The 23,583-nt window shown below is 45.1% G+C and carries 19 protein-coding genes; 7 read left to right on the top strand and 12 right to left on the bottom strand.

The window, feature by feature from the left end; all coding sequences use genetic code 11:
• Position 1 precedes the first annotated feature (1 nt).
• The 3 genes from WCY03_RS06790 to hypF are packed head-to-tail and all read left to right on the top strand — an operon-like array spanning position 2 to position 4,925.
• Positions 2-703 carry a cytochrome b/b6 domain-containing protein gene (locus WCY03_RS06790; RefSeq protein ID WP_345991435.1) on the top strand — a complete coding sequence of 234 codons (702 nt, stop codon included), beginning with the start codon at positions 2-4 and terminating at the stop codon, positions 701-703.
• 51 nt (positions 704-754) lie between these two features.
• Entirely contained in the window at positions 755-2,680 is a 1,926-nt protein-coding gene (locus WCY03_RS06785) for a hypothetical protein (RefSeq protein ID WP_345991433.1), read from the top strand.
• Positions 2,652-4,925: a carbamoyltransferase HypF gene (gene hypF / locus WCY03_RS06780; RefSeq protein WP_345991432.1), complete on the top strand. Its 2,274-nt coding sequence runs from the start codon at positions 2,652-2,654 to the stop codon at positions 4,923-4,925. The genes WCY03_RS06785 and hypF overlap by 29 nt, the downstream gene beginning before the upstream one ends.
• Before the next feature lie 17 nt (positions 4,926-4,942).
• On the opposite strand, the gene WCY03_RS06775 is transcribed toward hypF, so the two are convergent.
• From WCY03_RS06775 to hoxE, 7 genes are read right to left on the bottom strand one after another with little or no spacing between them, the layout of a single operon-like run.
• On the bottom strand, positions 4,943-5,620 hold the full coding sequence (locus WCY03_RS06775) for a transposase (RefSeq protein WP_345991430.1): 678 nt from the start codon (positions 5,618-5,620) through the stop codon (positions 4,943-4,945).
• Positions 5,621-5,637: 17 nt separating this feature from the next.
• A complete protein-coding gene (locus WCY03_RS06770) occupies positions 5,638-6,045 on the bottom strand; it encodes a hypothetical protein (RefSeq protein ID WP_345991428.1) in 408 nt (135 codons plus the stop codon).
• Positions 6,046-6,048: 3 nt separating this feature from the next.
• The gene (locus WCY03_RS06765) at positions 6,049-7,473 is read right to left on the bottom strand and encodes a Ni/Fe hydrogenase subunit alpha (protein WP_345991426.1); all 1,425 of its coding nucleotides are present in this window, start codon (positions 7,471-7,473) and stop codon (positions 6,049-6,051) included.
• A complete protein-coding gene (locus WCY03_RS06760; protein ID WP_345991425.1) occupies positions 7,470-8,009 on the bottom strand; it encodes an oxidoreductase in 540 nt (179 codons plus the stop codon). The genes WCY03_RS06765 and WCY03_RS06760 overlap by 4 nt, the downstream gene beginning before the upstream one ends.
• Positions 8,002-8,724 (bottom strand): 2Fe-2S iron-sulfur cluster-binding protein, encoded by a 723-nt coding sequence (locus tag WCY03_RS06755; RefSeq protein WP_345991423.1) that lies wholly within the window; start codon positions 8,722-8,724, stop codon positions 8,002-8,004. The genes WCY03_RS06760 and WCY03_RS06755 overlap by 8 nt, the downstream gene beginning before the upstream one ends.
• Positions 8,717-10,336: an NADH-quinone oxidoreductase subunit NuoF gene (gene nuoF, locus WCY03_RS06750; RefSeq protein WP_345991421.1), complete on the bottom strand. Its 1,620-nt coding sequence runs from the start codon at positions 10,334-10,336 to the stop codon at positions 8,717-8,719. Before nuoF ends, WCY03_RS06755 begins: the two co-directional genes overlap by 8 nt.
• On the bottom strand, positions 10,333-10,806 hold the full coding sequence (gene hoxE, locus WCY03_RS06745) for a bidirectional hydrogenase complex protein HoxE (protein WP_345991419.1): 474 nt from the start codon (positions 10,804-10,806) through the stop codon (positions 10,333-10,335). The genes nuoF and hoxE overlap by 4 nt, the downstream gene beginning before the upstream one ends.
• Before the next feature lie 151 nt (positions 10,807-10,957).
• Between hoxE and WCY03_RS06740 the strand changes: the two genes are divergently transcribed.
• The 4 genes from WCY03_RS06740 to WCY03_RS06725 all read left to right on the top strand — a co-directional run bounded on the left by WCY03_RS06740 (position 10,958) and on the right by WCY03_RS06725 (position 17,114).
• On the top strand, positions 10,958-14,251 hold the full coding sequence (locus WCY03_RS06740) for an EAL domain-containing protein (RefSeq protein ID WP_345991417.1): 3,294 nt from the start codon (positions 10,958-10,960) through the stop codon (positions 14,249-14,251).
• 72 nt (positions 14,252-14,323) lie between these two features.
• Positions 14,324-15,751, top strand: a complete 1,428-nt coding sequence (locus WCY03_RS06735; protein WP_345991415.1) for an FAD/NAD(P)-binding oxidoreductase — start codon at positions 14,324-14,326, stop codon at positions 15,749-15,751.
• Positions 15,752-15,970: 219 nt separating this feature from the next.
• On the top strand, positions 15,971-16,537 hold the full coding sequence (gene efp, locus WCY03_RS06730; RefSeq protein ID WP_345991414.1) for an elongation factor P: 567 nt from the start codon (positions 15,971-15,973) through the stop codon (positions 16,535-16,537).
• Positions 16,538-16,556: 19 nt separating this feature from the next.
• On the top strand, positions 16,557-17,114 hold the full coding sequence (locus WCY03_RS06725; protein ID WP_345991411.1) for a DJ-1 family glyoxalase III: 558 nt from the start codon (positions 16,557-16,559) through the stop codon (positions 17,112-17,114).
• A gap of 20 nt (positions 17,115-17,134) precedes the next feature.
• Here the strand turns inward: WCY03_RS06725 and WCY03_RS06720 are convergent, their stop codons facing one another.
• The 5 genes from WCY03_RS06720 to WCY03_RS06700 are packed head-to-tail and all read right to left on the bottom strand — an operon-like array spanning position 17,135 to position 23,546.
• Complete coding sequence (locus tag WCY03_RS06720) at positions 17,135-17,587, bottom strand: hypothetical protein (protein WP_345991409.1); 453 nt, start codon at positions 17,585-17,587, stop codon at positions 17,135-17,137.
• On the bottom strand, positions 17,568-20,636 hold the full coding sequence (locus tag WCY03_RS06715; RefSeq protein ID WP_345991407.1) for an efflux RND transporter permease subunit: 3,069 nt from the start codon (positions 20,634-20,636) through the stop codon (positions 17,568-17,570). Before WCY03_RS06715 ends, WCY03_RS06720 begins: the two co-directional genes overlap by 20 nt.
• The gene (locus tag WCY03_RS06710; RefSeq protein ID WP_345991405.1) at positions 20,633-21,667 is read right to left on the bottom strand and encodes an efflux RND transporter periplasmic adaptor subunit; all 1,035 of its coding nucleotides are present in this window, start codon (positions 21,665-21,667) and stop codon (positions 20,633-20,635) included. The genes WCY03_RS06715 and WCY03_RS06710 overlap by 4 nt, the downstream gene beginning before the upstream one ends.
• A complete protein-coding gene (locus WCY03_RS06705) occupies positions 21,660-22,856 on the bottom strand; it encodes a TolC family protein (protein ID WP_345991403.1) in 1,197 nt (398 codons plus the stop codon). The genes WCY03_RS06710 and WCY03_RS06705 overlap by 8 nt, the downstream gene beginning before the upstream one ends.
• Positions 22,857-23,546, bottom strand: a complete 690-nt coding sequence (locus WCY03_RS06700) for a hypothetical protein (RefSeq protein WP_345991401.1) — start codon at positions 23,544-23,546, stop codon at positions 22,857-22,859.
• Positions 23,547-23,583: the final 37 nt, after the last annotated feature.

Raw genomic sequence — 23,583 nt, 5'->3', positions numbered from 1 at the left:
CATGAACTCTGAACATAAACAGGTAAGACGCATGACGAGTGCGGGACGCATCATCCACTGGGCGAATGCGATCTCGATGGTCGTTGCGATCATAACGGGTCTGTATATAGGGCATCCCTATTACCAGACACTCATCGCCGATGGCGCGGTGGACAAGTATGTGATGGCATGGAACAGATGGGGGCACTTCATCGTGGCCATCATCTTTGACGTCACCTCGGTGGTGATCGCGTATCTCTACTTCTTCAGCAGATTTGAAAAAGCGTACAAGAAGGTGATTCCCACAGCAAAGAACGTCTCGGAGTTTTTCGAAGTGTTTTTAAACCTCGTGACGCTCAACAGACGTAAAAAGTTCGATTCCGCGCATACGGACAGTTTTAATTCCGTCTACTTTCTCATCTTCCACCTGCTTTTGGTGTGGATGCTCTTTACAGGACTGCAGCTGTACGTCTCGGGGCTTGAATCGGGGATAAGCTCGATAGGGAACTGGTGGCCGTGGATGCTGCATCTGACGACCGACTGGACGCTCGTCGTGACGGGAGGGACGATCATGGATGTCCGTATCGCGCATCACTACAGCATGTGGTATATCGTCGCGTGGGTGATGTTTCATATCTATTATCAGATATGGCGCACCGTATTCTGGAAAGAGGGCGATATCGCCATTGTGTTTGGCGGCAGCAAATTCGTCAAAGAGAACTAATATGACACGGCAGAAGAGGAAGTGCTCTTCCTCTTTGCTAAAAGGAATCAAATGGCATTCGTGCTGGAATTAAAGACAAGCTCTTCTCAAGACTATATCAAAAACTATATCATCAGTATCATCAGAGAACACGGAATAAAAGCTTCCGTACATAAAGAGGCGGGAAAGATCGTCTGTGCTCTGGCATCGGGACATAAGGACCTGCAAGGTTGTGTCGATGCGATAGCACGGCGTCTGCCGGCATCCTGTTTCTTAACGGGCAGTGCGCACTATGAAACAAAGGAGGAACCGCAAAGCCTTCCCTCATACGAGATACGCTATCCGCTGGGTCTTGGCCTGTGCCCCTCCTGCCAAAAAGAGATCTTCGATCCCTCTTCGCGCAGATATTATTACCCCTTCACCTCCTGCAGCCACTGCGCAGGACAGTACGGATTTTTTACGGGCTTTCCCTATGAGCGCAAGAACACCTCTTTTAAGTTCTTTCAGGCCTGCGGGGAGTGCGAGTCTGAGATAAACGGCGTGGGGATCAGAGAAGCCCATAGGATCAACAGCTGCCATAAATGCGGCGTACCCGTGAGGCTGGTGCATAAAGGCAAAGAGCGCTACGCAAACGACGCGGGAAGTTTTAGGACGATGTTTGAGGTCGCGGCAAAAGCGCTGCTTGACGATAAACGCCTCCTCGTCAAGACGGCCATGGGGTACAGACTCTTTTATAAGAGCGAACATGCACACAAGAGTTCGATCCTTATGATGATCAATGCCAAAAAGATCACGGAGTATCTCTCCCTGATAGATCAGGAGTTCAACGCGCTGCTTTGCATCGAGCGGCCGATCCTGCATATGGCCCTAAAAGAGGAGGGGTTAAAAAGAGCACTGGGAAACACCGCCGATGTCAAATACCCCGACGAAGGCTTTACCGTCCTGCTTGCAAAAGAGCTGCAAACACTGGGTACGGATCATATCTGCTACGAAGAGGCCCTCAGCGATACTCCTTGTGACATGGTGATGGATCATGATCTGGAGGTGACGCCCCAAAAAGAGCTGCGGCTCTTTATCGACAAGGATATCCGCTTCATCGCCGAAGGAGAGCGGGTATCCTTCCCCTCTGCACTTTTTCCCGCAACCGATACTCTGAGCATCGCCCATGAGCTTATAGGCATAAAAGAGGGAGATGAGATGCTCTTTGACAAGATGGAGCATTTCAAATCCGCCCATGTCTCAAAAGCGGTCGTCCTTGAAGGAGAGGATAAAGAGCGGTGGCACTCCGAGCAGACCTCTATGCATCAGGATGAAGCCTCTTTTATGTCGGTGATCGCAGAACACGGTCTATTTGGCACAAGCTGCGTGGGGACATACTTCGACGAGGAGGCCTCTTTTTTATACTATGACGGTAAGAAAGTGATACGCGTCGTTCCTCCCCGCGACTTTAACGCTGCTGATCTTTTAGAGAGGATGGCTGCTTTACGGGAGGGGTCCGAGCGTCTGGTGAATAACCTCAAAGCCAAACTTCCCGCCGTGTATCAAAAACTCGAGCTTCTCCAAGAGAGGGGCAGCATAGACCTCTTTGAAGCCACGGCCGTCATACTGGGGCTTGATGAGCAGAACATGCGCGGTGTCACCAAAGAGGCGCTGAAGTTCATCGGCAAAGGGGGTATCCAGATAGACACCCATGTCAAAGACAACCGCTTCGATCATATCGCGTTTCTCTCGAGCATAGTGAGCTATCAGCTCGGCGGTGTAGAGAGCGTGCTTTTGAGCTACTCCATATTCGAATCCCTCGGGGATTATTTCAGCGAGCTGATACAGGAGATAAAGACAAAGACCAAAGCAAAGAACGTCATCCTCTGCGGCAGCCACTTCGCCAACCTCTCCCTTTTCAGCCGTATGCACAGAAACCTCAAACAGACGCCTTTTTTTATGAACGTCAACTATCCCATAGGCAAGGAGAATGCCGTTGTCGGCGGAGCCTATCTCTAAAAGAGCGCGCATCAGGGTCAAAGGGGTGGTCCAGGGGGTCGGGTTTCGTCCGTTTGTCTATCAGCTGGCTTTAAAACATTCTCTTGAAGGCTTCGTGCGTAACGATGCCCATGGTGTCCTGATAGAGGTGCAGGGAGAAGAGACCTCTCTTGCTTTGTTCATAAAAAAGCTCAGCGAGGAGTCTCCCGTACTTTCAAAAGTAGAGAGCGTGGCAAGCGGGGATATTCCCCTTAAAGACACAAGCGGCTTTCGTATAGAGCATTCGGATGAAAAGCTCTCAAAGCTTACGATGGTCTCGCCAGATATCGCCGTGTGCGAAAAATGCAAAGAGGAGATGAGCAATCCTGCCAATCGCAGATATGCTTACCCCTTTATCAACTGTACCGACTGCGGGCCGAGATACTCCATCATCAAAGAGCTTCCCTACGACAGACCCTATACCTCTATGAACAGCTTTAAGATGTGTGAAGCATGTAAAAAAGAGTATGACGACCCCGCAAACAGACGCTACCACGCCCAGCCCATAAGCTGCCCAGACTGCGGCCCGAGGCTTTATCTTTTAGACAAAGAGGCTAACAGGACGGCAGAGGGCTCCGAGGCAATTTCACTCGCTGCAAAGCTCATAAATGAGGGGAAGATACTGGCCCTAAAAGGACTCGGAGGGTTTCATCTGGTGTGCGACGCTTCAAGTGATGAAGCGGTATCGGCTCTAAGAGAGAGAAAAAAACGCCCGAACAAACCTCTGGCGGTGATGTTTGAAGATATCCAAGCGATAAGAAAAGAGGCTCTCATCGACGATGTACAGCAAAGACTTATCCTCTCTAAAGAACACCCCATAGTAATAGTCGCCAAACATCCCCGCGGCACTCTTAGTAAGTATGTGGCGCCCGATATTGACAGAGTGGGAGTGTTTCTGCCCTATACACCGCTGCATATCCTTCTGTTAAAACAGCTCAAAAAACCCATGGTAGCCACCAGCGCGAACCTGAGCGATGCGCCTATCATCACGGATGAGAAGGATATCTTCAAAAAACTGGGCGGTGTGATAGACGCCGTGCTCTCGTATGACAGAGAGATCGTAAACGGATGCGATGACAGCGTAGCGCAGACGGTTAGAGATAAGAACCTCTTTATGCGTCTTGCAAGAGGGTACGCCCCAAAGAGCTTTCTGCTCCCAAAGAAAAGCAACAAGAGGATACTCGCGGTGGGTGCGAACCAGAAGAACACTCTTGCCTTGGCGTTTGGCGATCATATCATCCTTTCTCCCCATATCGGAGACCTGGACTCTCTTGATGCGTTTGAATATTTTACAAGAACGCTGGAGACCTTTAAGAGGTTCTATGACTTTATGCCCGACATCATCGTCTGCGACAAGCATCCGGAATACGAAACGAGTAAATGGGCGAAGCAGATGATAAAAGAGAATCCAAATATAGAGCTTATAGAGGTACAGCACCATTACGCCCATGCCCTTGCCTGCATGGCGGAGTACTCTTTGGATGAAAAGGTGCTGGCTTTTTGCTTTGACGGTACGGGATACGCAGACGATGGAACGATCTGGGGAGGAGAGATCCTCATAGCAGATACGCAGGGCTATGAGCGGGTCCATCACCTAAAGGAGTTTCGTCTGATCGGCGGAAGCAGGGCGGTAAAAGAACCAAGACGCGCCGCACTCTCCCTGCTGTTTGAATGCTATGGCTTAGAAGAGGTGCTTGCTCTTGAGAACGAGACGGTAAAAAGCTTTACGCCCGAAGAGATAAGGAACCTTCACAGGGTGTGGCAAAAAGGGATCAACTCCCCGTATACCAGCTCCATGGGAAGAGTGTTCGATGCGGCGGCTTCTTTGCTGGGGGTGATACAAAAGCTTGATTACGAGGGGCACAGCGGTCTGCTTTTAGAGAGTATCACCGAGAGTGTGGATAAAAAGAAGAAGTTCGGCTACACGATAGAGGATAAAGCGATCGATATTTCGCAGATGATAAAAGAGATAACACGGCTTCAAGATGCAAAGAGGGGTGCGGGTATGCTCATCTCAACGATTGTAAATATTATATTGGATATAGTACAAAGATATCCGAAGTTTCCCGTAGTACTGTGCGGAGGCGTGTTTCAAAACAGGGTGCTGGTAGACAACCTTATCGAGGTCTTCGAAGAAAGAAAGATCAGGTACTACATACAAGAGAAAACCCCGGTTAACGACGCCTCCGTCTCTTTGGGGCAATTATGGCGGGCGGGGCACACATAGAGTATATCAAGATATTTTTATTTATATTCGTCCGTAAAATACTGTTTTTGCAGTAATTTTTTTTGTGTCTCCAAAGGATGATTGAACTTAAACTCCGCTTCTTTGAGATACAGCGGAAAATTTTCCGTGGAGATGCCTTTGTAGCTGAGTATGAATTTTTCAAAATACTCCCAAAAATCCACTATTTTATTTAGATGTTTCGAGACTTTGATGATCCTGCTTTTTCGTTTAAATCTGGCAAATTCGCTATTGTAAACCTTTTCCAGATCATCATTTATAAATTGCTGTTTATATTTTTGCAGAGTCGGCATGACCACGGTATATATGTGATTTTCATAATCAAAGGTAAGAAAATTGTGTGCGTCGAATATGGCTAGTCTGTCATGGCGTTTACTTTGTTCGAGATAAAAATATTCTTCATATTCACAGGGTTTGTGTCTTGCATGCTCATATTCGTTTTCGCAGATATGCGCACAGTAAAATCTGAAAATATCATAATATTTGTGTATGGAAACGTAAGAGAGACTGAGACGTTTTGAAGTTTGAAGCGCGTTCTCATTCTCACAAAACGAGTCTATAAGAGTGAGTATCTTATTTATACGTTTGGGGCTGTATTTTCTTTTGCACAAAGAACATTTGAGCATCCCGTCACTCAGATGATAGAGTTTATGATCGCAATATATACATCTGTTCAACCATTGCATATCTCATTTTAGCATAAAAACGAGGCGACCTTGGCAATATTTTCTCTATATTTTTTTGCATCGTCTATATTTTCAAAACTGTTTGTCAACATCGAATATATCTGATACGTCGGATGCTTTTTATAGACATTTTCGAGTATGGAGATGATCGTGTGAGGCAGAATACTGTGGCTTAGATGCGTGCTCTCTTTATTTATGCTGCAGGCAAGTGCGTAATCTCCCTCTTTGCTAAAAGCCGCATCGACGAAGATGACTTCATCCGTATCGAGAAGTTCTAGGACCACCTCGGGGGTCAACCCGAAAGCCGAGATGAGTCTGGTGTCTTTTATTTCAAATTTTTGAAGCTCTTTTATGACATCAATGCCAAACGCGTCCTCTCCGCGTAACTCGTTTCCATAACCGATGATAGCTCTCAAATGTCAATTCCGCTCGATGATCTTTATGATCTTTTTGTCATGATCCCGCAGTTGGATCGTCGAGGAAACGATGCCAAGAGCATGTGTAGAACAGCTTAGACACGGGTCAAAACAGCGTATTACCGCTTCGACGCGGTTAAGCGCGCCGTCGGTTATGTCGTTTGCATCCACAAAAGCTGCAGCAACTTGTTTGACGCCTGCGTTCATCGCAAGATTGTTGTTTCCCGTAGCTATGATAAGGTTGACTTTTTCTATCACTCCGTTTTCATCGACCCTGTACTCATGAAAAAGCGTTCCTCTGGGTGCTTCGGAACATCCCACTCCCACGGTTTTGTTGATCTTTCCATCGGCTTTTATATCTTCGCTCAAGGATGCTTCGTCATTTAAAAGCTCTTCTATCTTTTCTATGGCATAGATGATCTCTATGATCCTTGCATAATGGTAGTAAAACGAATTAAGCACGGGTTTTCCGCCGTTTAACGCTTTGAAATTTTTAAGCTCTTCGTCTGCCAGCGGAGTCCCGCATGACGAAGCGATGTTAAGTCGTGCCAGCGCACCTACCCTGTACATCCCATCGGGATATCCGAGCGGTTTGTAATAGGGTGATTTTAAGTAGCTGTCCTCTTCGGCGGCTTCTCCTATGAACTCTTTGTATCTTTGCGGATCTACTGCATCTTCGAGTATGTTCCCTTCGCTGTCGATAAAACGCAGGACGCCGTCGTAATGCTCCAGAGTTCCGTCTTTGTTTACAAGCGCCATAAAAAGAGAAGGAAAAACGGCAAAGGTGTCTATCTCTTTTTGAAACTTGTGCATGTTCTCTTTAAAATATTTCAGTGTGCTTTTTGCGATCTCCATTGCCCGAGGTATTTGGCTGAGGATGTTTTTTTTGACATCGTCTTCAAGTTTACGGCTGACTCCGCCCGGGATTATTCCCTCCGGATGTATTTTTTTCCCTCCGAGGAGTTCTATGATTTTCTGTCCAAAAGCTCTGAGCTCTATTCCGTCCTTTGCCATCTGGGGATGTGTTTGCATCAGCTTAAAGATATTCCTGTCCTCTTTAAGCGCATCAAAACCATACACGAAATCAGGACTGCTGAGATGGTAAAAGTTCAGTGCATGGGATTGTAAGAGCTGAGCCAGATTGATGATCTTTCTTATGTTTAGGGCAGCTTGCGGCGGAGTGAGAGACAAGAGAACGTCGCATGCTTTTGAAGAGGCTATGACATGGCTGACGGGGCATATCCCGCATGTTCTGGCGGTAAGAGAGGGCATCTCGGTATAAAACCTTCCTTCACAGAATTTTTCAAAGCCGCGGTATTGCGTCACATGCAGACGGGCATCGCTTACTTTGCCGGCTTTATCCAGATCGATGGTTATCTTTGCATGCCCCTCTATGCGTGTTACGGGAGCGATCGTGATCGTCTTCATTTTCCAAATCTCGTCAATTCGTTTACATTTATTTCTCTTCCCTCTATGAGCGCTTTTATCGTCTCGTAGACAGCATCCGCAGGCGTAGGGCATCCGGGGAGAAAATAGTCTATTTTTACCGCTTCGTGAAGAGGTATCACTTTGTCCAGGAGTTTTGGGACTATCTGAGACGGATATCTTTTGTTTTTGTTGATATCCGCAAGTTCAAAATAGCCTCTTTGCAGCACCGCATCCGTGCCGTAGAGGTTTTTTAACGCAGACACGTTTCCCGTCACCGCACAGTCTCCAAGAGCAAGTATCGTCTTGGAATTTGCTCTTATTTTTTTTATCATCTCTAGATCATGGTCGCTGCTCACGGCACCTTCTACTATGCTCAGATCTACCTCTTTTGGAAACTCTTTTGCATCGACGTAGGGACTGTAGACAAGGTCAAAATAGGGTGCGAGCTCTATGAGCCTTTCGTCCATATCCAAAAAAGACATGTGACAACCCGAACAGCCGTCAAGCCAGATGGTCGCTAATCGTATCTTAGTCATCTTTTTTTCTGCTTTTTATAAGATTGAGGATGATATCGGTTTTTTTAAGTTTCTCCTCGGTACTGATATCTTTTTCGTAAAGTGCACCCGTCGGACAGACATAGACGCATTTGCCACAGCTCGTACAGCTTTGCGAGTCTGCCCACGGCTCGTCCATATCGTGTATGATCCTCGTGTTTATGCCTCTGTCTACAAGGTCGAGAGCATGGGCACCTTCGATCTCATCGCATACGCGGACGCATCTGGTGCACAAGATACATCTGTTTGGATCATGAACAAAGTTTTTATGTGAAGCATCGATCTCGAACCTCTGCTCCAAATAGGGCACTAAAGAGTGTTCAAGTCCCAATTCCACCGTTTTGTCTTGAAGCTCGCAATTGCCGTTTACCACACAGACGCTGCAGGTATGGGTCCTTTCGCTAAAAAGCATGGAGAGTATCATATTTCTGTGCGCTTGGATATCGGGCGAGGTTGTGACGACCTCCATTCCCTCTTTGATCTTTGACGTGCACGCGGGAGCAAGTTCGCGGCATCCTTTTATCTCGACAAGGCACATTCTGCATGAGCCTACACAACTGAGGCCTTCGAGATAACATAGGGTAGGGATGTAGATATTATGCTCTCTTGCCACTTCCAAGACGGTCTGATCCGATTGTCCCGTAACAGTGATATCGTCGATCTTAAACGTTTTTACCCTGACCTTTTGTTTAATCATCTTTGATCCCCTCGAGATATTCGTTCTCAAAATATCTGACAGTGCTTAAGACCGGATTCGGCGCGGTCTGTCCGAGTCCGCAGAGGCTCGCGCTCTTTACGATCTCAGACATCTGTTTTAAAAGCTCAAGATCGGCTTTGCTTGCTTCTTTATTGATGAATTTTTCAAGCAGAAGCGTGAGCTGGGTGGTACCCACACGGCAGGGAGTACATTTTCCACAGGATTCGCTCTTGCAAAAATCCATAAAGAAGTGCGCGATCTCTACCATGTTTGAACTGTCGTCGATGACGATCATTCCGCCGCTTCCCATGATCGTGCCGATGCTTTTGAGCGAATCGTAATCTATGGGCAGGTCAAGATATTCTACAGGGATGCAGCCTCCGCTTGGGCCTCCCGTCTGAATCGCTTTTAACTCTCTGCCATCGCTCACTCCGCCGCCGATCTCATAGATGAGTTCGCGAAGAGTGATCCCCATCGGTACTTCGACAAGCCCCGTATTTTTGATGTGCCCCGTCAGCGCAAATATCTTTGTTCCGCTTGAAGCGGTTGTCCCTACGCTCTTAAACCACTGCGCACCTTTTTTTATGATGGTCGGTACGTTTGCCAGTGTCTCGACGTTATTTAGTATCGTAGGCTCTCCCCAGAGCCCGTAATCGCTGAGATGGGGCGGTTTTTGTCTTGGATTGCCGCGGTTGCCCTCTATGGAAGTTATGAGTGCGGTCGCTTCTCCGCATACGAAAGCACCTCCACCCAGCCTTATCTCGATATCAAAATCAAAGCCGCTGTGAGCGATTTTGTTGCCTAAAAGTCCGAGTCTTTTTGCCTGTTTGATGGCATGATCCAGTTTTTCTACCGCAAGAGGATACTCCGCGCGTACATAGATGTATCCCATATTTGCTCCGCAGGCATATCCTGCGATAGCCATTCCCTCTATGATCTTGTGGGGATCGGCTTCCATCAGGGCTCTGTCCATAAACGCGCCCGGATCTCCCTCATCGCCGTTACAGACTATGTACTTTTGGTCGCTTTGGACTTTGTAGACGCTTTCCCATTTGAGCCCCGTAGGGAATCCGCCTCCGCCTCTGCCTCGAAGCCCGCTGCTCTTTACTTCGTCAATGACGTCGGTACACGACATCTCCTTTAAGACATGAAACAAAGCCGAATACCCGCCATGGGCAATATAGTCTTCGATCTCGTTTGGATCGATCACTCCCGCATTTTGCAAAACAACTTTGTTCTGTTTTGTAAAAAAGGGCTGATTCGTGTCGCACCGCTTTTCTTTATAGACGGAGTGATCTTCTACGCATTTGACGAGTTCTTTGATGTCGGATGCGGTGACCTTTTCATAAAGCGTCTGCTCTTTTTTGGAGCTGTCGCAGTGCGACACTAAGGTGCCGTTGGCGCAAAGACCGTTGCATCCCACGCCTTTTACCCTGCATCTGTTTTGCAGACCTTTTGCTTTGACCGCTTCTTCGAGATCTTTTTGGATCGCATCAGAACCCTGTGAAAGACAGCTGCTGCCTATACAGACTCTGAGCTCCTGCGGGATATTCTCTTCGCTGCATTTTCTATTTTCGGCAACCTTTTGAAGCTCTTGGATCGAGGTAATCATCGGAGTATCTCCTCTATCTTTTCTAACGATTCTTCTATGGACAGTCTGCCCTTTACCTTGTTGTCGTAAATGGCTACGGGAGCGATGGAACAAGAACCGACGCATCTGGCACTCAGCAGCGACAGTATGCCATCAGGCGTCGTCTGACCGACTTTGACGCCGAATCTTTCCTCTATGCTCTCAAGTATCTTTTTTGAGCCTTTGATGTAGCAAGCCGTTCCCAGACAGACGATCACACTGTGTTTTCCTTGAGGTTTGAGCGTAAAATGATGATAAAAAGTGGCGACGCCGTACACTTTGGAGTAGGGAGCTTTGAGCCGCTTTGCAATAAACTTCAACACATCTTTTTGCAGATAACCAAAACTCTCTTGGGCGACATGAAGCGTCTCGATGAGCGCGCTTTTGTCGTATCCGAGCTTTTTCATGGTCTGTTCGATCAGTTTATATCTGTTGTCAGCCGCATCGGTCATGGAACTCTCTTTGATTCAAACTGTTCCATTATAGATGAGAACTGTTTAAAATAACTTTTAAATTCAGATATAAAAAAAAGTAAAATAAAGAATGATAAAAAGCTGTGATACAATAGAGGATTATTCCAATTGTTTTGCAAAAGGACAGTTTATGTACTTGCATGCTTTAAATCTTATAAATGATTTGGTATTCATACATGATAGCGAATATAAAATAGTGTTTGCAAACAATGCCTATTTAAGACTCTGCGGAAAAAAACTCGAAGAGGTCGCAGGACGGCCTTATTATAAAATCCTGCCCCTGCAAGAAGCTCCTTTTAAAGGATGTCTCAAGGAGCTTGACAGCGATGATGATTACGAGAACAGCGAGACCGTGATTTTCGATAATCACTCCTACTTAAGCCGGGCGTTGAAATTCAAGCTTCCCGATATCGCCGCTCCGGTCTTTATCCATGTTCTTGAAAAGATCATCTTCTCGCCGCAGATACTTACGATCTTAAACCACATTCCCCAAAAAATATTTATAAAAGACCTCAATCTAAAATATCTTTTTTGCAACAAATATTACGCAGATGATCTCAAGCTCGCCTCGCCCGAGCTGATCGTAGGAAAAGACGATATGGATTTTCATACCAAAGAGATCGCCAAAAAATACCGTTTTGATGATCTGCGTATTATCAAAGAAAGAAGATCGCAGACCTTTGAAGAACCCTATGTTCTGGATGGCAAAACTTCGATAGTGCGTACGTTCAAAACGCCGTTTTGCGATCATAACGGGCATGTAATAGGGATCTTCGGCATCTTTGAAGATGTCACGGAACAGGTGTCGCATAGACAGACTATGCTGCAGCTCCATACGCTTTTGGACACCATACCCGATCTTGTCTGGTTAAAGGACAAAGAGGGCGTATTTCTTGTGTGCAATCCCGTATTTGAACGGTTTGTCGGAGCCAAGGAAGAGGTTATAATCGGAAAGACCGATTATGATTTCGTAGACAAAGAGCTCGCGGATCTCTTTAGGGAAAAAGACAAATTGGCGATGAGCTCGGATAAGCCGAACATCAATGAGGAGTGGGTCACCTTTGCCGATGACGGGCACAAATCACTGCTGGAGACGATAAAAACTCCTATGTATGACGATAAACATGATCTCATAGGCGTACTTGGGATCGCAAGGGACATCACCGAGCGATACGAAAATCAAGAGCACATAAAACGGCTTAACCGCATATATGCGACGCTCAGTCAATGCAACATGGATATCGTGCACTCTACAAATGCCGATGAACTCTTTGAAAAGATCTGTAAAAATGCTGTGGAACTTGGAGACATGAGCATGGCTTGGATAGGTATCATTGACAAAGAGACCAAGATGGTGCACCCGGTAGCATCGCATGGAGATGAAAACCGTTATCTTAAAGGTATTGAAATCTCGGTAGATAAAAACAGTCTTTCGGGAGTAGGGCCGACAGGTATTTCCATTCGGGAAGATCATCCTGTATGGTGTCAGGATTTTATGAACGATCCGTCTACGAAACCGTGGCATGAAAAAGGCGAGAGGATGGGCTGGAAATCTTCGGCATCTCTTCCGATACGCAAAGGCGGCGAAGTGATCGGAGCTTTTACGCTGTATTCCAAGATCAAAAACGGATTTGATCCGATGAGTCAAAAACTGATAGAAGAGATAGCGATGGATGTCAGTTTCGCTATGGAAAACTTTGAACGCGAAGCCAAACGCAAAGAATCCGAAAACCGATTGAAAAAAACGGAAAAGCTTCTTGAGGATATGAGCCAGGTTGCTCACATAGGAGGGTGGGACTTTGATCCGCAAACAGGTGCAGGGGAGTGGACGGCAGAGGTTGCACGTATCCATGACATGGACCCGGATGATCCGACCTCAAAAGAGATGGGACTGAGCGTTTATGACGATGTGCATTTAAAAAAGATTCAAGATGCGATCGACAAAGCGGTGAAATACGGTATATCATATGATTTGGAACTGAAAATGACGACTCTCAAAGGCAATGAAAAATGGGTAAGAGTGATAGGCACGCCCGTGATAAAAAAGGAGAAAGTCGTCCGTATCCGCGGTTCTATGCAGGATATTACGATCCAAAAAACCGCACAGGAGAGGATACAGTGGCTGGCGCACTTTGACGCTTTGACCGAACTTCCAAACAGAGCTTTGTTCAATGACAGGGTTCAGCATTCTATCAAGATCGCACAGCGTATGAACAATCCGCTTTCCGTACTCTCTTTAGATCTTGATAACTTTAAAAATATAAACGATACCTTAGGGCATGATATAGGCGACTTGCTGCTTGTCGAGGTCTCTTCGCGTATAAAATCCGTAATGAGAGAGGAAGATACTCTTTCAAGACAGGGTGGAGATGAGTTTATCATGCTGCTTCCGGGTACGGATGCAGACGGAGCGGCCCATGTCGCGGAAAAAATAACCGAAGTCATCTCCCGGCCATACCGTATCAAACATCAGGAACTCTATATAACACCTTCGATCGGCATAGCTATGTATCCTATAGACGGTGAAGATTTTCAAACGCTGTTTCAGTCTGCGGACGCTGCCATGTACCATGCAAAGCATGACGGACGCAACTGTTACCGTTTCTTTACTTCCGAGATACAGTCGCGCGCGGCCCGCAATCTGGAACTGGAAAACGGTCTGCGTCATGCGCTGGAGAGAAATGAGTTCGAGCTCCATTATCAACCGCAAATACAACTCGGTACGAACCGCCTTGTCGGAGCCGAAGCATTGATCAGGTGGAGACATCCTAAGCTCGGTATGATTTCGCCTGCAGAGTTTGTACCCATAGCCGAAAACGGAGGGCAGATCATAGCCATAGGCGAATGGGTGCTTCGTACAGCCTTAAGACAGCTAAAAGAGTGGATAGAAAACGGAATCGAGCCTTTTGTCATGGCCATCAATATCTCTGCGATACAGTTCCGCCATCCCAAACTTGTCTCATCTGTGCTCGATATACTGCAAGAGTTCGGGCTTCCTCCTGAGAGTATTGAACTGGAACTCACAGAGGGGGTGGCGATGGAAAACCCTCTTAAGGCGATAGATATCATGAACGAGTTTCATCAAAACAAGATTCGTATGGCGATCGATGATTTTGGAACGGGATACTCTTCGATGAGCTATCTAAAAAAATTCAGCGTGCACAAGCTTAAGATAGACCGCTCTTTCATACAGGAGATAACCCATAACCTCGATGACAGGATGATAGTAAAAACCATCATCAATATGGCTCACAATCTCAATATGAAGACAATTGCCGAAGGAGTCGAGACAAAAGATCAGCTCGAACTGCTGCGGCAAAGCAGATGCGACGAGATACAGGGATACTATTTCAGCAAGCCTCTGCCTTCAAAAGAGTTCGAGGCATTTGTCGGATCAAGAGTAAAAATCAAAAAAAATGAATGATTACTCAGTATTTTAAATACAATCATTTTTTTCTTTGTTATAATGTTTTCAAATCAAAAAAAGGATAGGTAGATGAAAAACGACAACTTGATCGAGTTATTTAAAACAGGTGCCGCCAAAGGGCAGATGTCAAGACGTGAAGCGATCAAGCTGCTCGGGATATCTCCTATCGCTGCATCTGTTCTAGCATCTGCGGGAAGCGGAAGCATCACCGAGGCGGAGGCTGCTGACGTAAAAGGAAAGATACTCATAGTCGGAGGCGGCAGCGGCGCTATCATGGCTTTGGCAAGATTAAAACGCGCTATATCAGACCCGGATATCACCGTCATCGCTCCAAACGAGATACATCTGTATCAGCCGGGACAGATATTCGTGGCTGCGGGACTTATGAAACAAGCAGACCTTCAAAAACCTAACAGCGACTACATCACAAAAGAGGTGAAGTGGATCAAAGACGAAGTAGGCGGCTTCGATGCGGATAACAATACCGTTACTACGCGCGGCGGTAAAAAAGTGCCGTATGATTATCTAATAGTCGCTACGGGCGTCGTAAACCGTTTTGACAAGATACAGGGGTTAAAAGAGGAAGATATAGGAACCAACGGGATCACCAGCGTTTACCTAAGCGATCTCGAACATGGTACGGCCCGCGGAGCGACTGCCACATGGGATTGGTACAATGAACTTAAATCTGCGGCAAAGACCAAAAGACCGACAGTATTATATACACAGCCGGACACTCCAATAAAATGCGGCGGTGCTCCGCAAAAGATGCTTTATCTCAGTGCCGATTATCTCAAACGTGACGGGCTTGGAGCGGATTACTATTTTTATACGGGTTTAAAAAAACTGTTTCATCTGCCTAAAGTGGATGAGGAGCTGACCAAAGTCCAAAAGCGCTATGATAAGATCGAGACGAAATTTTCTCACTTTTTACGCTCCATAGACGTAAAAGCAAAAAAAGCCACTTTCATTCATGCATACGAAAAAGAGGTGATCGATCCGGATTTCGGTGATAAAATGATGCAAAGTTTTGCCGATGAGGTTGTCGTGAAATACGATTTTATCCATGTCGTACCGCCTATGACGCCGCCCGATGCCCTTTTAAAATCAAAACTTGTCAATGGTGATGGATGGCTTGATGTAGACAAACATACGCTGCAGCACAACAGATACAAGAATGTATTTGGTATCGGCGACGTTTGCGGCATCCCTATGGGAAAAACCGGAGGAAGCGCCAGACATCACGGTCCGATCCTGACGGCAAATCTTATCTTTGCTATGCAAAAAAAAGAACTAAAAGAGAAGTTTGACGGCTATACGGTATGTCCGCTCAAGACTCAGTACGGTAAGATCATTATGGCAGAGTTCAATTACTACGGATCAAAGCCGACTCTCCCATTTTTAGATTATGAAAAACCAAGATGGATGTGGTGGGAGTTCGACCGCTATATGCTAGAGCCGATGTACTGGCACTTGATGCTCACGGGACTCTTTTAGAAAGTCTTTTTAAAATGGGCTTTGCCCATTTGCGTCTCTTTATGTAATCTGCCTCGACAGAGGCAAGCGTTTCGAGGAAACATCGCTATGGCGAGCGGTTCCCTTGTTTTGTGCCAAAGCGGCCAGCGTAGTAAAAATGGGCTTTGCTCATTTTACGTCTCTTTACAATGTAAGGTTCTTTGCGGTAAAATTGCACAAATTTTTTATAAGGTCAGGTATATGGCAACAATAGGTATGGGTGATATCAAAAAAAATGTACGTTTGGAGATCTCTGACGTACCGTACAAAGTAGTCGAGTTTCAACACGTAAAACCGGGCAAAGGCGCGGCTTTCGTACGTATGAAGGTAAAAAGCTTTTTAAACGGAAAGGTCATAGAAAAGACAGTTCACGCAGGTGATAAGTTCGAAGTTCCCGTGATTGAATACAAGACCATGCAGTACCTTTATGACGACGGTGAGATGCTGCAGTTCATGGATAACGACACTTACGATCAGATAGGTCTTACTTACGATCAGTGCGATGATGCTATGAAATGGTTAAAAGACGGCACTACCGTCGATATGATCTTTTATAAAGGCTCTGCTATCTCCGTAAGCGCACCTGAAACTATGGAGCTTGTCGTGACCGACACTCCTCCCAACTTCAAAGGCGATACTTCAAGCGGAAGCAAAAAGCCTGCGACTTTAGAGACTGGTGCTGTGATTCAAGTACCTTACCATATCTTAGAGGGCGATACCATCAAAGTAAACACGGTAGAGGGCGAGTATCTGGAAAAAGTAAAATAATCTTTTTAAAGGAGATATTATGGCAACTGTTTTAGTACCTTTAGCAGCCGGATTTGAAGAGATCGAGGCGGTATCGATCATCGATACTGTAAGACGCTCTTCCATAGAGGTCATTGTGGCTTCAGTCGATGGAAATGCCGATGTACAAGGTGGACACGGTATAACCGTGAAAACAGATACAAGTATAAAAAATATAAGTGCCGATGATATCGACATGATTGTGCTTCCCGGAGGCTGGGGCGGAACAAAAATCTTAGCCGAAGATCTGAAAGTACAATCCCTTTTAAAAGAGATGGATCAAAAAGGTAAGCAGATAGGAGCCATCTGTGCCGCTCCGTTTGCACTGGGCAAAGCGGGTGTGCTAAAAGAGAAGTTTACCTGTTATCCGTCTGTTGAAGCAGATATAGATCATAAAGGATATGATGCCACTAAAAAAGTGGTGAGCGATAAAAATATCCTTACTTCACGCGGTCCGGGAACGGCTATCTGCTTTGGACTCGAGATCATAAAGATACTGCTTGGAGACGATGCGAAAGAGAAAGCAAAAGGCGGACTTTTAGCAGATTATTGCGAGTAAGACAACTTAGAGATGACGCGTTATTTTGTAAAGATGGCGCTATAATTTAACACCTCGTTGGTTTTTTGATATTCAAAAGCATACTCCAGGATCATAAAACTTCTGTTTATTATATTTGCGTCAAGACCTTCACTTTCCGATGAGCAGACCATTGAACTGTAATAGTAGTTGTCCGACTTGTGAAAATCTCCGTCTTGGTTGTAAAGGAGTTTTTCGATCCCTTCTGTCATCTGCCTGTCATTATTGGATTCAAACACGATGCAGATCAGGTTTTTATCGAGTATAACGGCTTCATCCGTCTGTCTTATATGGAGATTGAAATAGTTTTCATCCAGATTTTTAGCATAGATTATTAGCAGACAAAACTGTAGTTTGTAGCGTGAAAACCTGTACCAAAAAGGTTCGATCAGTTTTTCGATGCTTTTTCTTTCCTTTGAAAGCACATTATATATTTCAGCGTATTTGATGTCCATTTTTCATCCTTTTTTGCATAAAATAAAAAAACAGAGGCATAACGTATAAGTTTACTATAATCGCGAAAAATAATCCACCCATGATCGCGATGGCCAGATCCTGTATGATCTGAGTTCCGCTACCTATGGCCAAAGCGATCGGAAGAAGTGCGAAAGCATTCGAGAACATCGTCATAAGAACGGGGCGGATGCGTACGGACACGGCATGGATGATCCTGCTCTTTTCATCGTCGTATTTCGAAAAGTTCGTCTGATAAAGATTATATATCAGAACATTATTGTTAATGACTATACTGAGTACAATGAGCATTCCCATAAAAGCGGTAATATCAAGAGGTTTTCCTGTGAGTTTCAGCGCTATGAAGACGCCCGTAAGCGTAAAAAGCAGAGCAACAAGGATATTAAAAGCGATCTTGAGACTACTGAAATTCAGCAGCAGGCCTATGAAGATTATCATGACGGCAAACAAGACGACATAGCTCATCTCCTGAAACGATCTCTGCTGCTCTTTGTAAAAACCGTTTATATCGGTCGTGATGTCAGAAGGCAGAGATGAATTGTCTATCGTTTGTCTGATATCTTTCACGGCCTGGGACATATCGTTGCCGTTAAACCTGATCCCCAGAACGCATACGGGAGAAAGGTTATAATGTGTGACCTCAGCAACCTTGTTTTGATAAGATATGTCTGCGACGCTTGAAAGAGGGATGTTTTTTTTATATTTAACAGAATATATAAGAAGCTCTTTTTGAAGATAGGCGATAGGATCCCGGCGCGGACGATCCATAAGCACCCGTATGTTGATGAGCTTTTCCCCCTCTGCAACAGAAGCTACTACCTCTCCGTAATACATACTTCTGATCTGTGAGATCAGTGTGTTCTCATCGATGCCGTAAAGAGCTGAGGCATCGGGTTTTAAACGCACGTTAATAGAAGGCGATGCATACGATGTCAGGACATTGACCTCCTCTATGTTTTTGATCGATTTCAGAGAATCTCTCAAGCGGTATCCCTCTTTTATGAGTTTATCGGGGTCTGAACCAAAGAGCATGACCGAGATCGGTGCGTCGGCCCCCATGATATCTCCGAGTCTGTCTTCTAGCACCTGAGAAAGTCCGAGCTCTTCAAGGTTGGGGATTTGAGATTCTATCTGCTTTCTAAGCTCTTTTATAACTTCAAAAGAGCTTTTGTCCCTGTCATGCTTGAGTGTTACCAGAAAATCTCCTTGATTTGATTGTGTGCTAATCTGTCCTAAAGCCGTGCCGATACGCATGGTCCACCCTTTGACCTCCGGCGTCCTGTCTAAAATATCTCCTACGGCCTTAAACTCATCACCGCTCTGTTCTAATGATGTTCCCGGAGGAAGTACGAGGTCTACGACGATATTTCCTTCGTCCCATTTTGGGAGAAAGGTCGAGGGGATATGCTCATAAAGATACCAGCTAAGAACAAAACCGCCTAAGATGATCGGAACAGAAACCCAGGCATAGCGCATCGATTTAAGCAAAAACACTTTATATCTACTGATCAGCGATTCTAAAATATCCGGTTTCTCATCTTCGCTTTTTGGCAGTGCGACATAGGCGATAACGGGAGTCAAAAAAACAGCGATCAGCTGTGATATGAAATAGGTCACGACAAGGACGAAAGCAAGCTGTTTGAAAAAAAGTCCTACGATGCCGCTGACGAGTAAAAGCGGAATGAAGATAAGAATGGCTAAAAACGTTGCAATGGCCATGATGGGGAGTATCTCTTTGGAACCCTCTATGACCGCTTCTTTTTTTGAGAGGCCTTTTTTAAAATGGCGTTCAATGTTTTCTATGACGATTATCATCTGATCGATGAGTCCGCCTAAGGCTGCGGCCATACCGGCAAGCGAGAATATATTGAGGTCTATATTCGCCAGTTTCATTCCGATGACGGTGATGAGAAACGTGATGGGGATGATAAAAAGGGATATCAGCGAAAGTTTTAGTTTTCTGAGAAAAAAGAATACGATCAAAACGGCGATAATACCGCCCATAAGGATGGCGTCGGTAACGCTTTTGATGGCTTGGTTTACAAACTCCGTGCCGTCATAATAGTTTTTTATTTCGATCTGCTCTTTTTTAAGTTTTGGAGCAAGTTCTTGAAGTTTGTCATTGAACCTTTTGACGACATCCACCGCATTTGCTTTTGGCTGACGCAAAAGATTAAATACGACGCTGTTTTTAAAGCCTTTCGTGGCGCTCAGTGTTTTGATAGGATTCGTCTTTTTTACCAGCAAGGCGATGTCTCCCAGTTTGACCGACCTTCCGTTTGAGAGACCGATATCCAGATTCAGCAGTTTGGAACTGTCTTGGCTCTTTTGATAAAGTGAGAGAACATACTGACGGTGATAATCTTTGATAAGTCCCAAAAAATCTATGAGATTTTGTGCCTTGAGCCTCTCTATGATCGCTTGAACGTCAAGATCGTAAGCGCGTATCTTTTTGGCATCGAGCAGCAGTTTGTATTCGCTCCATGCAGGCGCTTTTATCTGAATGTCGTAGACTCCGTCGATGGAAAGAAAAAGAGGTTTGAGCTCATAGTAAAGTTTTTCGCTGAGCTGCGTGCGGGAGAGCGTATCCGAACCGATGGAGTAGATGGCTACGGGATAGATGCTCGGAGTCGCCTGGCGTATCGTTATCACCGCATCGCTTGGGATGCGGCTCTTAATATCGGCGATACGGGATTGGACCAGCTGATACGCCAGATAAGGGTCGATGTTCCAGTTGAAATAGAGGCTTATGTCCGTAGAGCCTATCGAAGTGCTAGATACGATCTTTTGAACGTCCTGAACGGTCTTTAATGCTTCTTCGCTAGGTTTTGTGACGGAGAAGAGCATCTGCCGTATCGGGGAGTAACCGTTTTCTATGCTCACCTCTATGCGAGGAAAAAAGACATTGGGTAAAACGCCTTTTGGCAATGAGAATGAGAGTTTGTAACCGATGCCGGCAAGCAAAAAAATGACAAGCAAAATGGCCAGTTTATTTTTTAGAATGTACAGAAAAAAACTTCGTCCTTTCATCGTGTGACCTCGACAACGGAGTTTTCTTCGAGCATATAAGCATTTTTATATGCGATACGGTCATCTTCGCTCAGGTTGTCCGTGACAAGTACCTTGTCTATCATATCTTTCTGCACATCTATAAAGTGGACATGGGCGACATCGTTTTTTATGATAAAAACGGCAGGGCGGTTCTGTACGAGGACGATAGCTTCTTTTGGAAGTATCCATCCATGTTTGTTCTTTGTCTGAATATCGGCTTGGACATTAAGCCCTAGGGAAAGAGGGGTCTTGGCGGCGGCTATCGCTTCTACGAGATTATTTGTCGTGTTTGGCAATATCTGCGATATCACGGCTTTTACGGATGAGCCTTGCAGATGTATGACGACATTCTGTCCTTTTTGTATGTTTTTTGCATAAAGAGCGGGGATGAACAGCCTCACGTATGCGTTTGCGTCATCGACCCTGCATATGGGAGCTGCATATGTAAGATAACTGCCCTCTGCCTGCAGGTCGGAGATGTAACCTTCAACCGGCGAGTGTATGACGCCTCTTGCTTTTCTTTGCTTTAGGTCGTCAAGTTCGTTTTGCGTATTTGAGAGAAGCAGCTTTTTTTCATTTACAAGTGATCGCTGCGTCAAATAGTCATTTTTGCTTATAAGCCCCATCTGCAGCATCTCATCGATGCTTTGCAGTTTTTTTGTCTCCAGTATGAGCTGCTCTTTGTAAAGAGTGAGATCATAGCTTAGACGATTTACTCTGTTAAAGAGCGTCTGGTTTTGGATTATTGCGATAACGGCACCTTTGTTTACCTTCTGTGTATTTGTGACCTTTGTGTGCAGTATCCCTTCAAAAGGCGCATTTAGTATATGTTTTGCCACTGCTTCGGTCGTTCCCTGCACTTCTATGGGAATGTTCATGTCGGCTTTTTTGGGTATAACTACGCTGACTTTGACATGATTTTCCCGTACTGGCGGCACTCTGTCGTCGTCTTCGGCGCCAAAAGCATAAAGTGAGGTGAGCAGACCGATGATCAAAAATATCTTATTCATAAAGGGCTCCTGAGGACAGTGTGTTTAATATGGCAGTTTGCGTATCTTTTAGGTATCTCATTTTTATGATCTGCTCTTGCAGCGTCAGTGTCTGAGAAACGACTTGAACGTAGGTGTTAAAATCCACATATTTTTTCAAAAAGGCTTCCTGTATGATTTTTTTGCTTTTTAGAGAATCGTCAAGGCTCTCTTTTAAGATACGCAGCTGCTGGACCGCATTTGTGATACTTTGCATCCTTTGAATATACTCTTTTTTTCTTTGAAGCCTATATTTGGCCGCATCAAAGCTCACTCGCAGCGACCGTACCCTTAACGCTTCACTCTGCTTGAGATCGCCGCTCTTTAAAGGTATGCTTATGCCTACATGAAAGGAGTAGTTGTCGCCGTTTGCCGTAGGGTCGTCTATCTTTTGGTAGGAGGTACCGGCTGTGAGCCGCGGAACATAGCTGTGAGAGAGCACATTCGCCTGATTTGCAAGCTGTGCTGCTGCTATGGAGTTGAGCTGGGTGTTTGGATCGCTCTTGAGATACGCTTTTTGTGAGCAATGAAGCGTTTCGTTTTTATCAAAAGACGGGATGCTTTGAGCCGTATACAGCATCAGCTGTTCTTGCATCCTTTTTACCCGGTTCGTTTCGTCCGTTATCTGTGTCTTAAAGAGAGTGACGCTGTTTTTAAGTCTTAAATAATCCATGTCAGAAACAGTTCCCGAACTGTTTAGACGTTTTATCTTATCAAGTATATTTAGCTGGCCGTTTAAAAAGTCCGTGTGCAGAGCAAGTTGCTCTTGTGTTTGGCGGTAGGCGCTTATCATCTCTGTTAGTGACACGAACAGTTCCTCTTTCTGCTTTTTTAACAGAGTCTTCTGTTCTTTTAAGTTTAGCTTGAGCTCATCGATCTTGTAAGTGTCTTTTCCAAAGATGTCGATCGTATCGGTAAAAGATACATCGGTGGTATTAAAGGAACTTGGAAGTCTGTCTGCTTTTGTAGAGGAATATCCGGCATCCAAGGAAAAATCGGCGAACCTGTTTAGATTCAGCGCTTTTTTTTCCAAATCGCCTGCTTGGCGTAAAAGCTGTTCTTTTTGGTTGTAGTGCAGGTTCTCAAGGGCAGACCTGTAAAAGTCTACAACGGTTTCACTCGCCTGCAGACTAAACGTGACAAGGGTCGATAAAACGATCTTTTTTAGCATCTATTCTTGAAACTGCTTTTCCAGCATATCTACCAAAGCCAGATCCAAAGATGCATAAGTCATTGCATTTTTTATATCTTTTTTCTCTGTGCTTGCGTCGAGTCCCTGAAACATAGAATCAAAAGAATCGACGATATGCGTATCTTTTATTTTCGATTTTAATTGTTTCCAAAGCTGTTTGGTCTCTGCTTTGAGGGCGTATAATTGTGCGTAATCGACTCTGTCCTGGTTTAAAAGCGCCAAAGTTTTGACTCCCATATAATCCAAGTCCTCCACTATGATCTGCTCTTTTACGGAGCGGGAATATTTGAAATTTTTTATATTGTCATGAAATATTTCCGCCGATAATAAAGCGGTCTTCTTATAGTCTTTAGCATGGATATAGTTTTTCAATCGATCCAACTTCACCCTAAATACGATATAGTTTGCCAAAGGAAACGAATCATTGAAGGTGAGATCTTCTATTTTGTTTTGTATATCCTTTATCGAGTTTTGCAAGCCGTTATCGTTATCTGCAAGTGCGTATTGCGTCATGTCTTCAAAAGGAGAGGAAACGTTTTCCAGCAGACCGAGCATAGAAGCACGATCCATATATTGAGAAGTGCCATCTTCGTTGGAACCGTTTAAAGGTGAAGCGTTTAAAGAGGTGCATAAAAGAAAAACCGTGATCAGCGTGAGTATATATTTCATGACTATCTCCAAGTCTAATTAAGATAAGAGATTATGA

This window comes from Sulfurimonas sp. HSL-1716, from assembly GCF_039645975.1.
GTDB classification, from domain to species: Bacteria; Campylobacterota; Campylobacteria; order Campylobacterales; family Sulfurimonadaceae; genus Hydrocurvibacter; species Hydrocurvibacter sulfurireducens.
The sequence above is the reverse complement of the archived record's forward strand: the minus strand, read 5'-3'. Positions and strand labels throughout refer to the sequence as shown.

Bases quoted from the DNA above. Each gene is read 5' to 3' on its own strand.
- WCY03_RS06790 (WP_345991435.1), top strand. From the start codon at position 2: ATGAACTCTGAACATAAACAGGTAAGACGCATGACGAGTGCGGGACGC.
- WCY03_RS06785 (WP_345991433.1), top strand. From the start codon at position 755: ATGGCATTCGTGCTGGAATTAAAGACAAGCTCTTCTCAAGACTATATC.
- hypF (WP_345991432.1), top strand. From the start codon at position 2,652: ATGCCGTTGTCGGCGGAGCCTATCTCTAAAAGAGCGCGCATCAGGGTC.
- WCY03_RS06765 (WP_345991426.1), bottom strand. From the start codon at position 7,473: ATGAAGACGATCACGATCGCTCCCGTAACACGCATAGAGGGGCATGCA.
- WCY03_RS06760 (WP_345991425.1), bottom strand. From the start codon at position 8,009: ATGACTAAGATACGATTAGCGACCATCTGGCTTGACGGCTGTTCGGGT.
- WCY03_RS06755 (WP_345991423.1), bottom strand. From the start codon at position 8,724: ATGATTAAACAAAAGGTCAGGGTAAAAACGTTTAAGATCGACGATATC.
- nuoF (WP_345991421.1), bottom strand. From the start codon at position 10,336: ATGATTACCTCGATCCAAGAGCTTCAAAAGGTTGCCGAAAATAGAAAA.
- hoxE (WP_345991419.1), bottom strand. From the start codon at position 10,806: ATGACCGATGCGGCTGACAACAGATATAAACTGATCGAACAGACCATG.
- WCY03_RS06740 (WP_345991417.1), top strand. From the start codon at position 10,958: ATGTACTTGCATGCTTTAAATCTTATAAATGATTTGGTATTCATACAT.
- WCY03_RS06735 (WP_345991415.1), top strand. From the start codon at position 14,324: ATGAAAAACGACAACTTGATCGAGTTATTTAAAACAGGTGCCGCCAAA.
- efp (WP_345991414.1), top strand. From the start codon at position 15,971: ATGGCAACAATAGGTATGGGTGATATCAAAAAAAATGTACGTTTGGAG.
- WCY03_RS06725 (WP_345991411.1), top strand. From the start codon at position 16,557: ATGGCAACTGTTTTAGTACCTTTAGCAGCCGGATTTGAAGAGATCGAG.
- WCY03_RS06720 (WP_345991409.1), bottom strand. From the start codon at position 17,587: ATGGACATCAAATACGCTGAAATATATAATGTGCTTTCAAAGGAAAGA.
- WCY03_RS06715 (WP_345991407.1), bottom strand. From the start codon at position 20,636: ATGAAAGGACGAAGTTTTTTTCTGTACATTCTAAAAAATAAACTGGCC.
- WCY03_RS06710 (WP_345991405.1), bottom strand. From the start codon at position 21,667: ATGAATAAGATATTTTTGATCATCGGTCTGCTCACCTCACTTTATGCT.
- WCY03_RS06705 (WP_345991403.1), bottom strand. From the start codon at position 22,856: ATGCTAAAAAAGATCGTTTTATCGACCCTTGTCACGTTTAGTCTGCAG.
- WCY03_RS06700 (WP_345991401.1), bottom strand. From the start codon at position 23,546: ATGAAATATATACTCACGCTGATCACGGTTTTTCTTTTATGCACCTCT.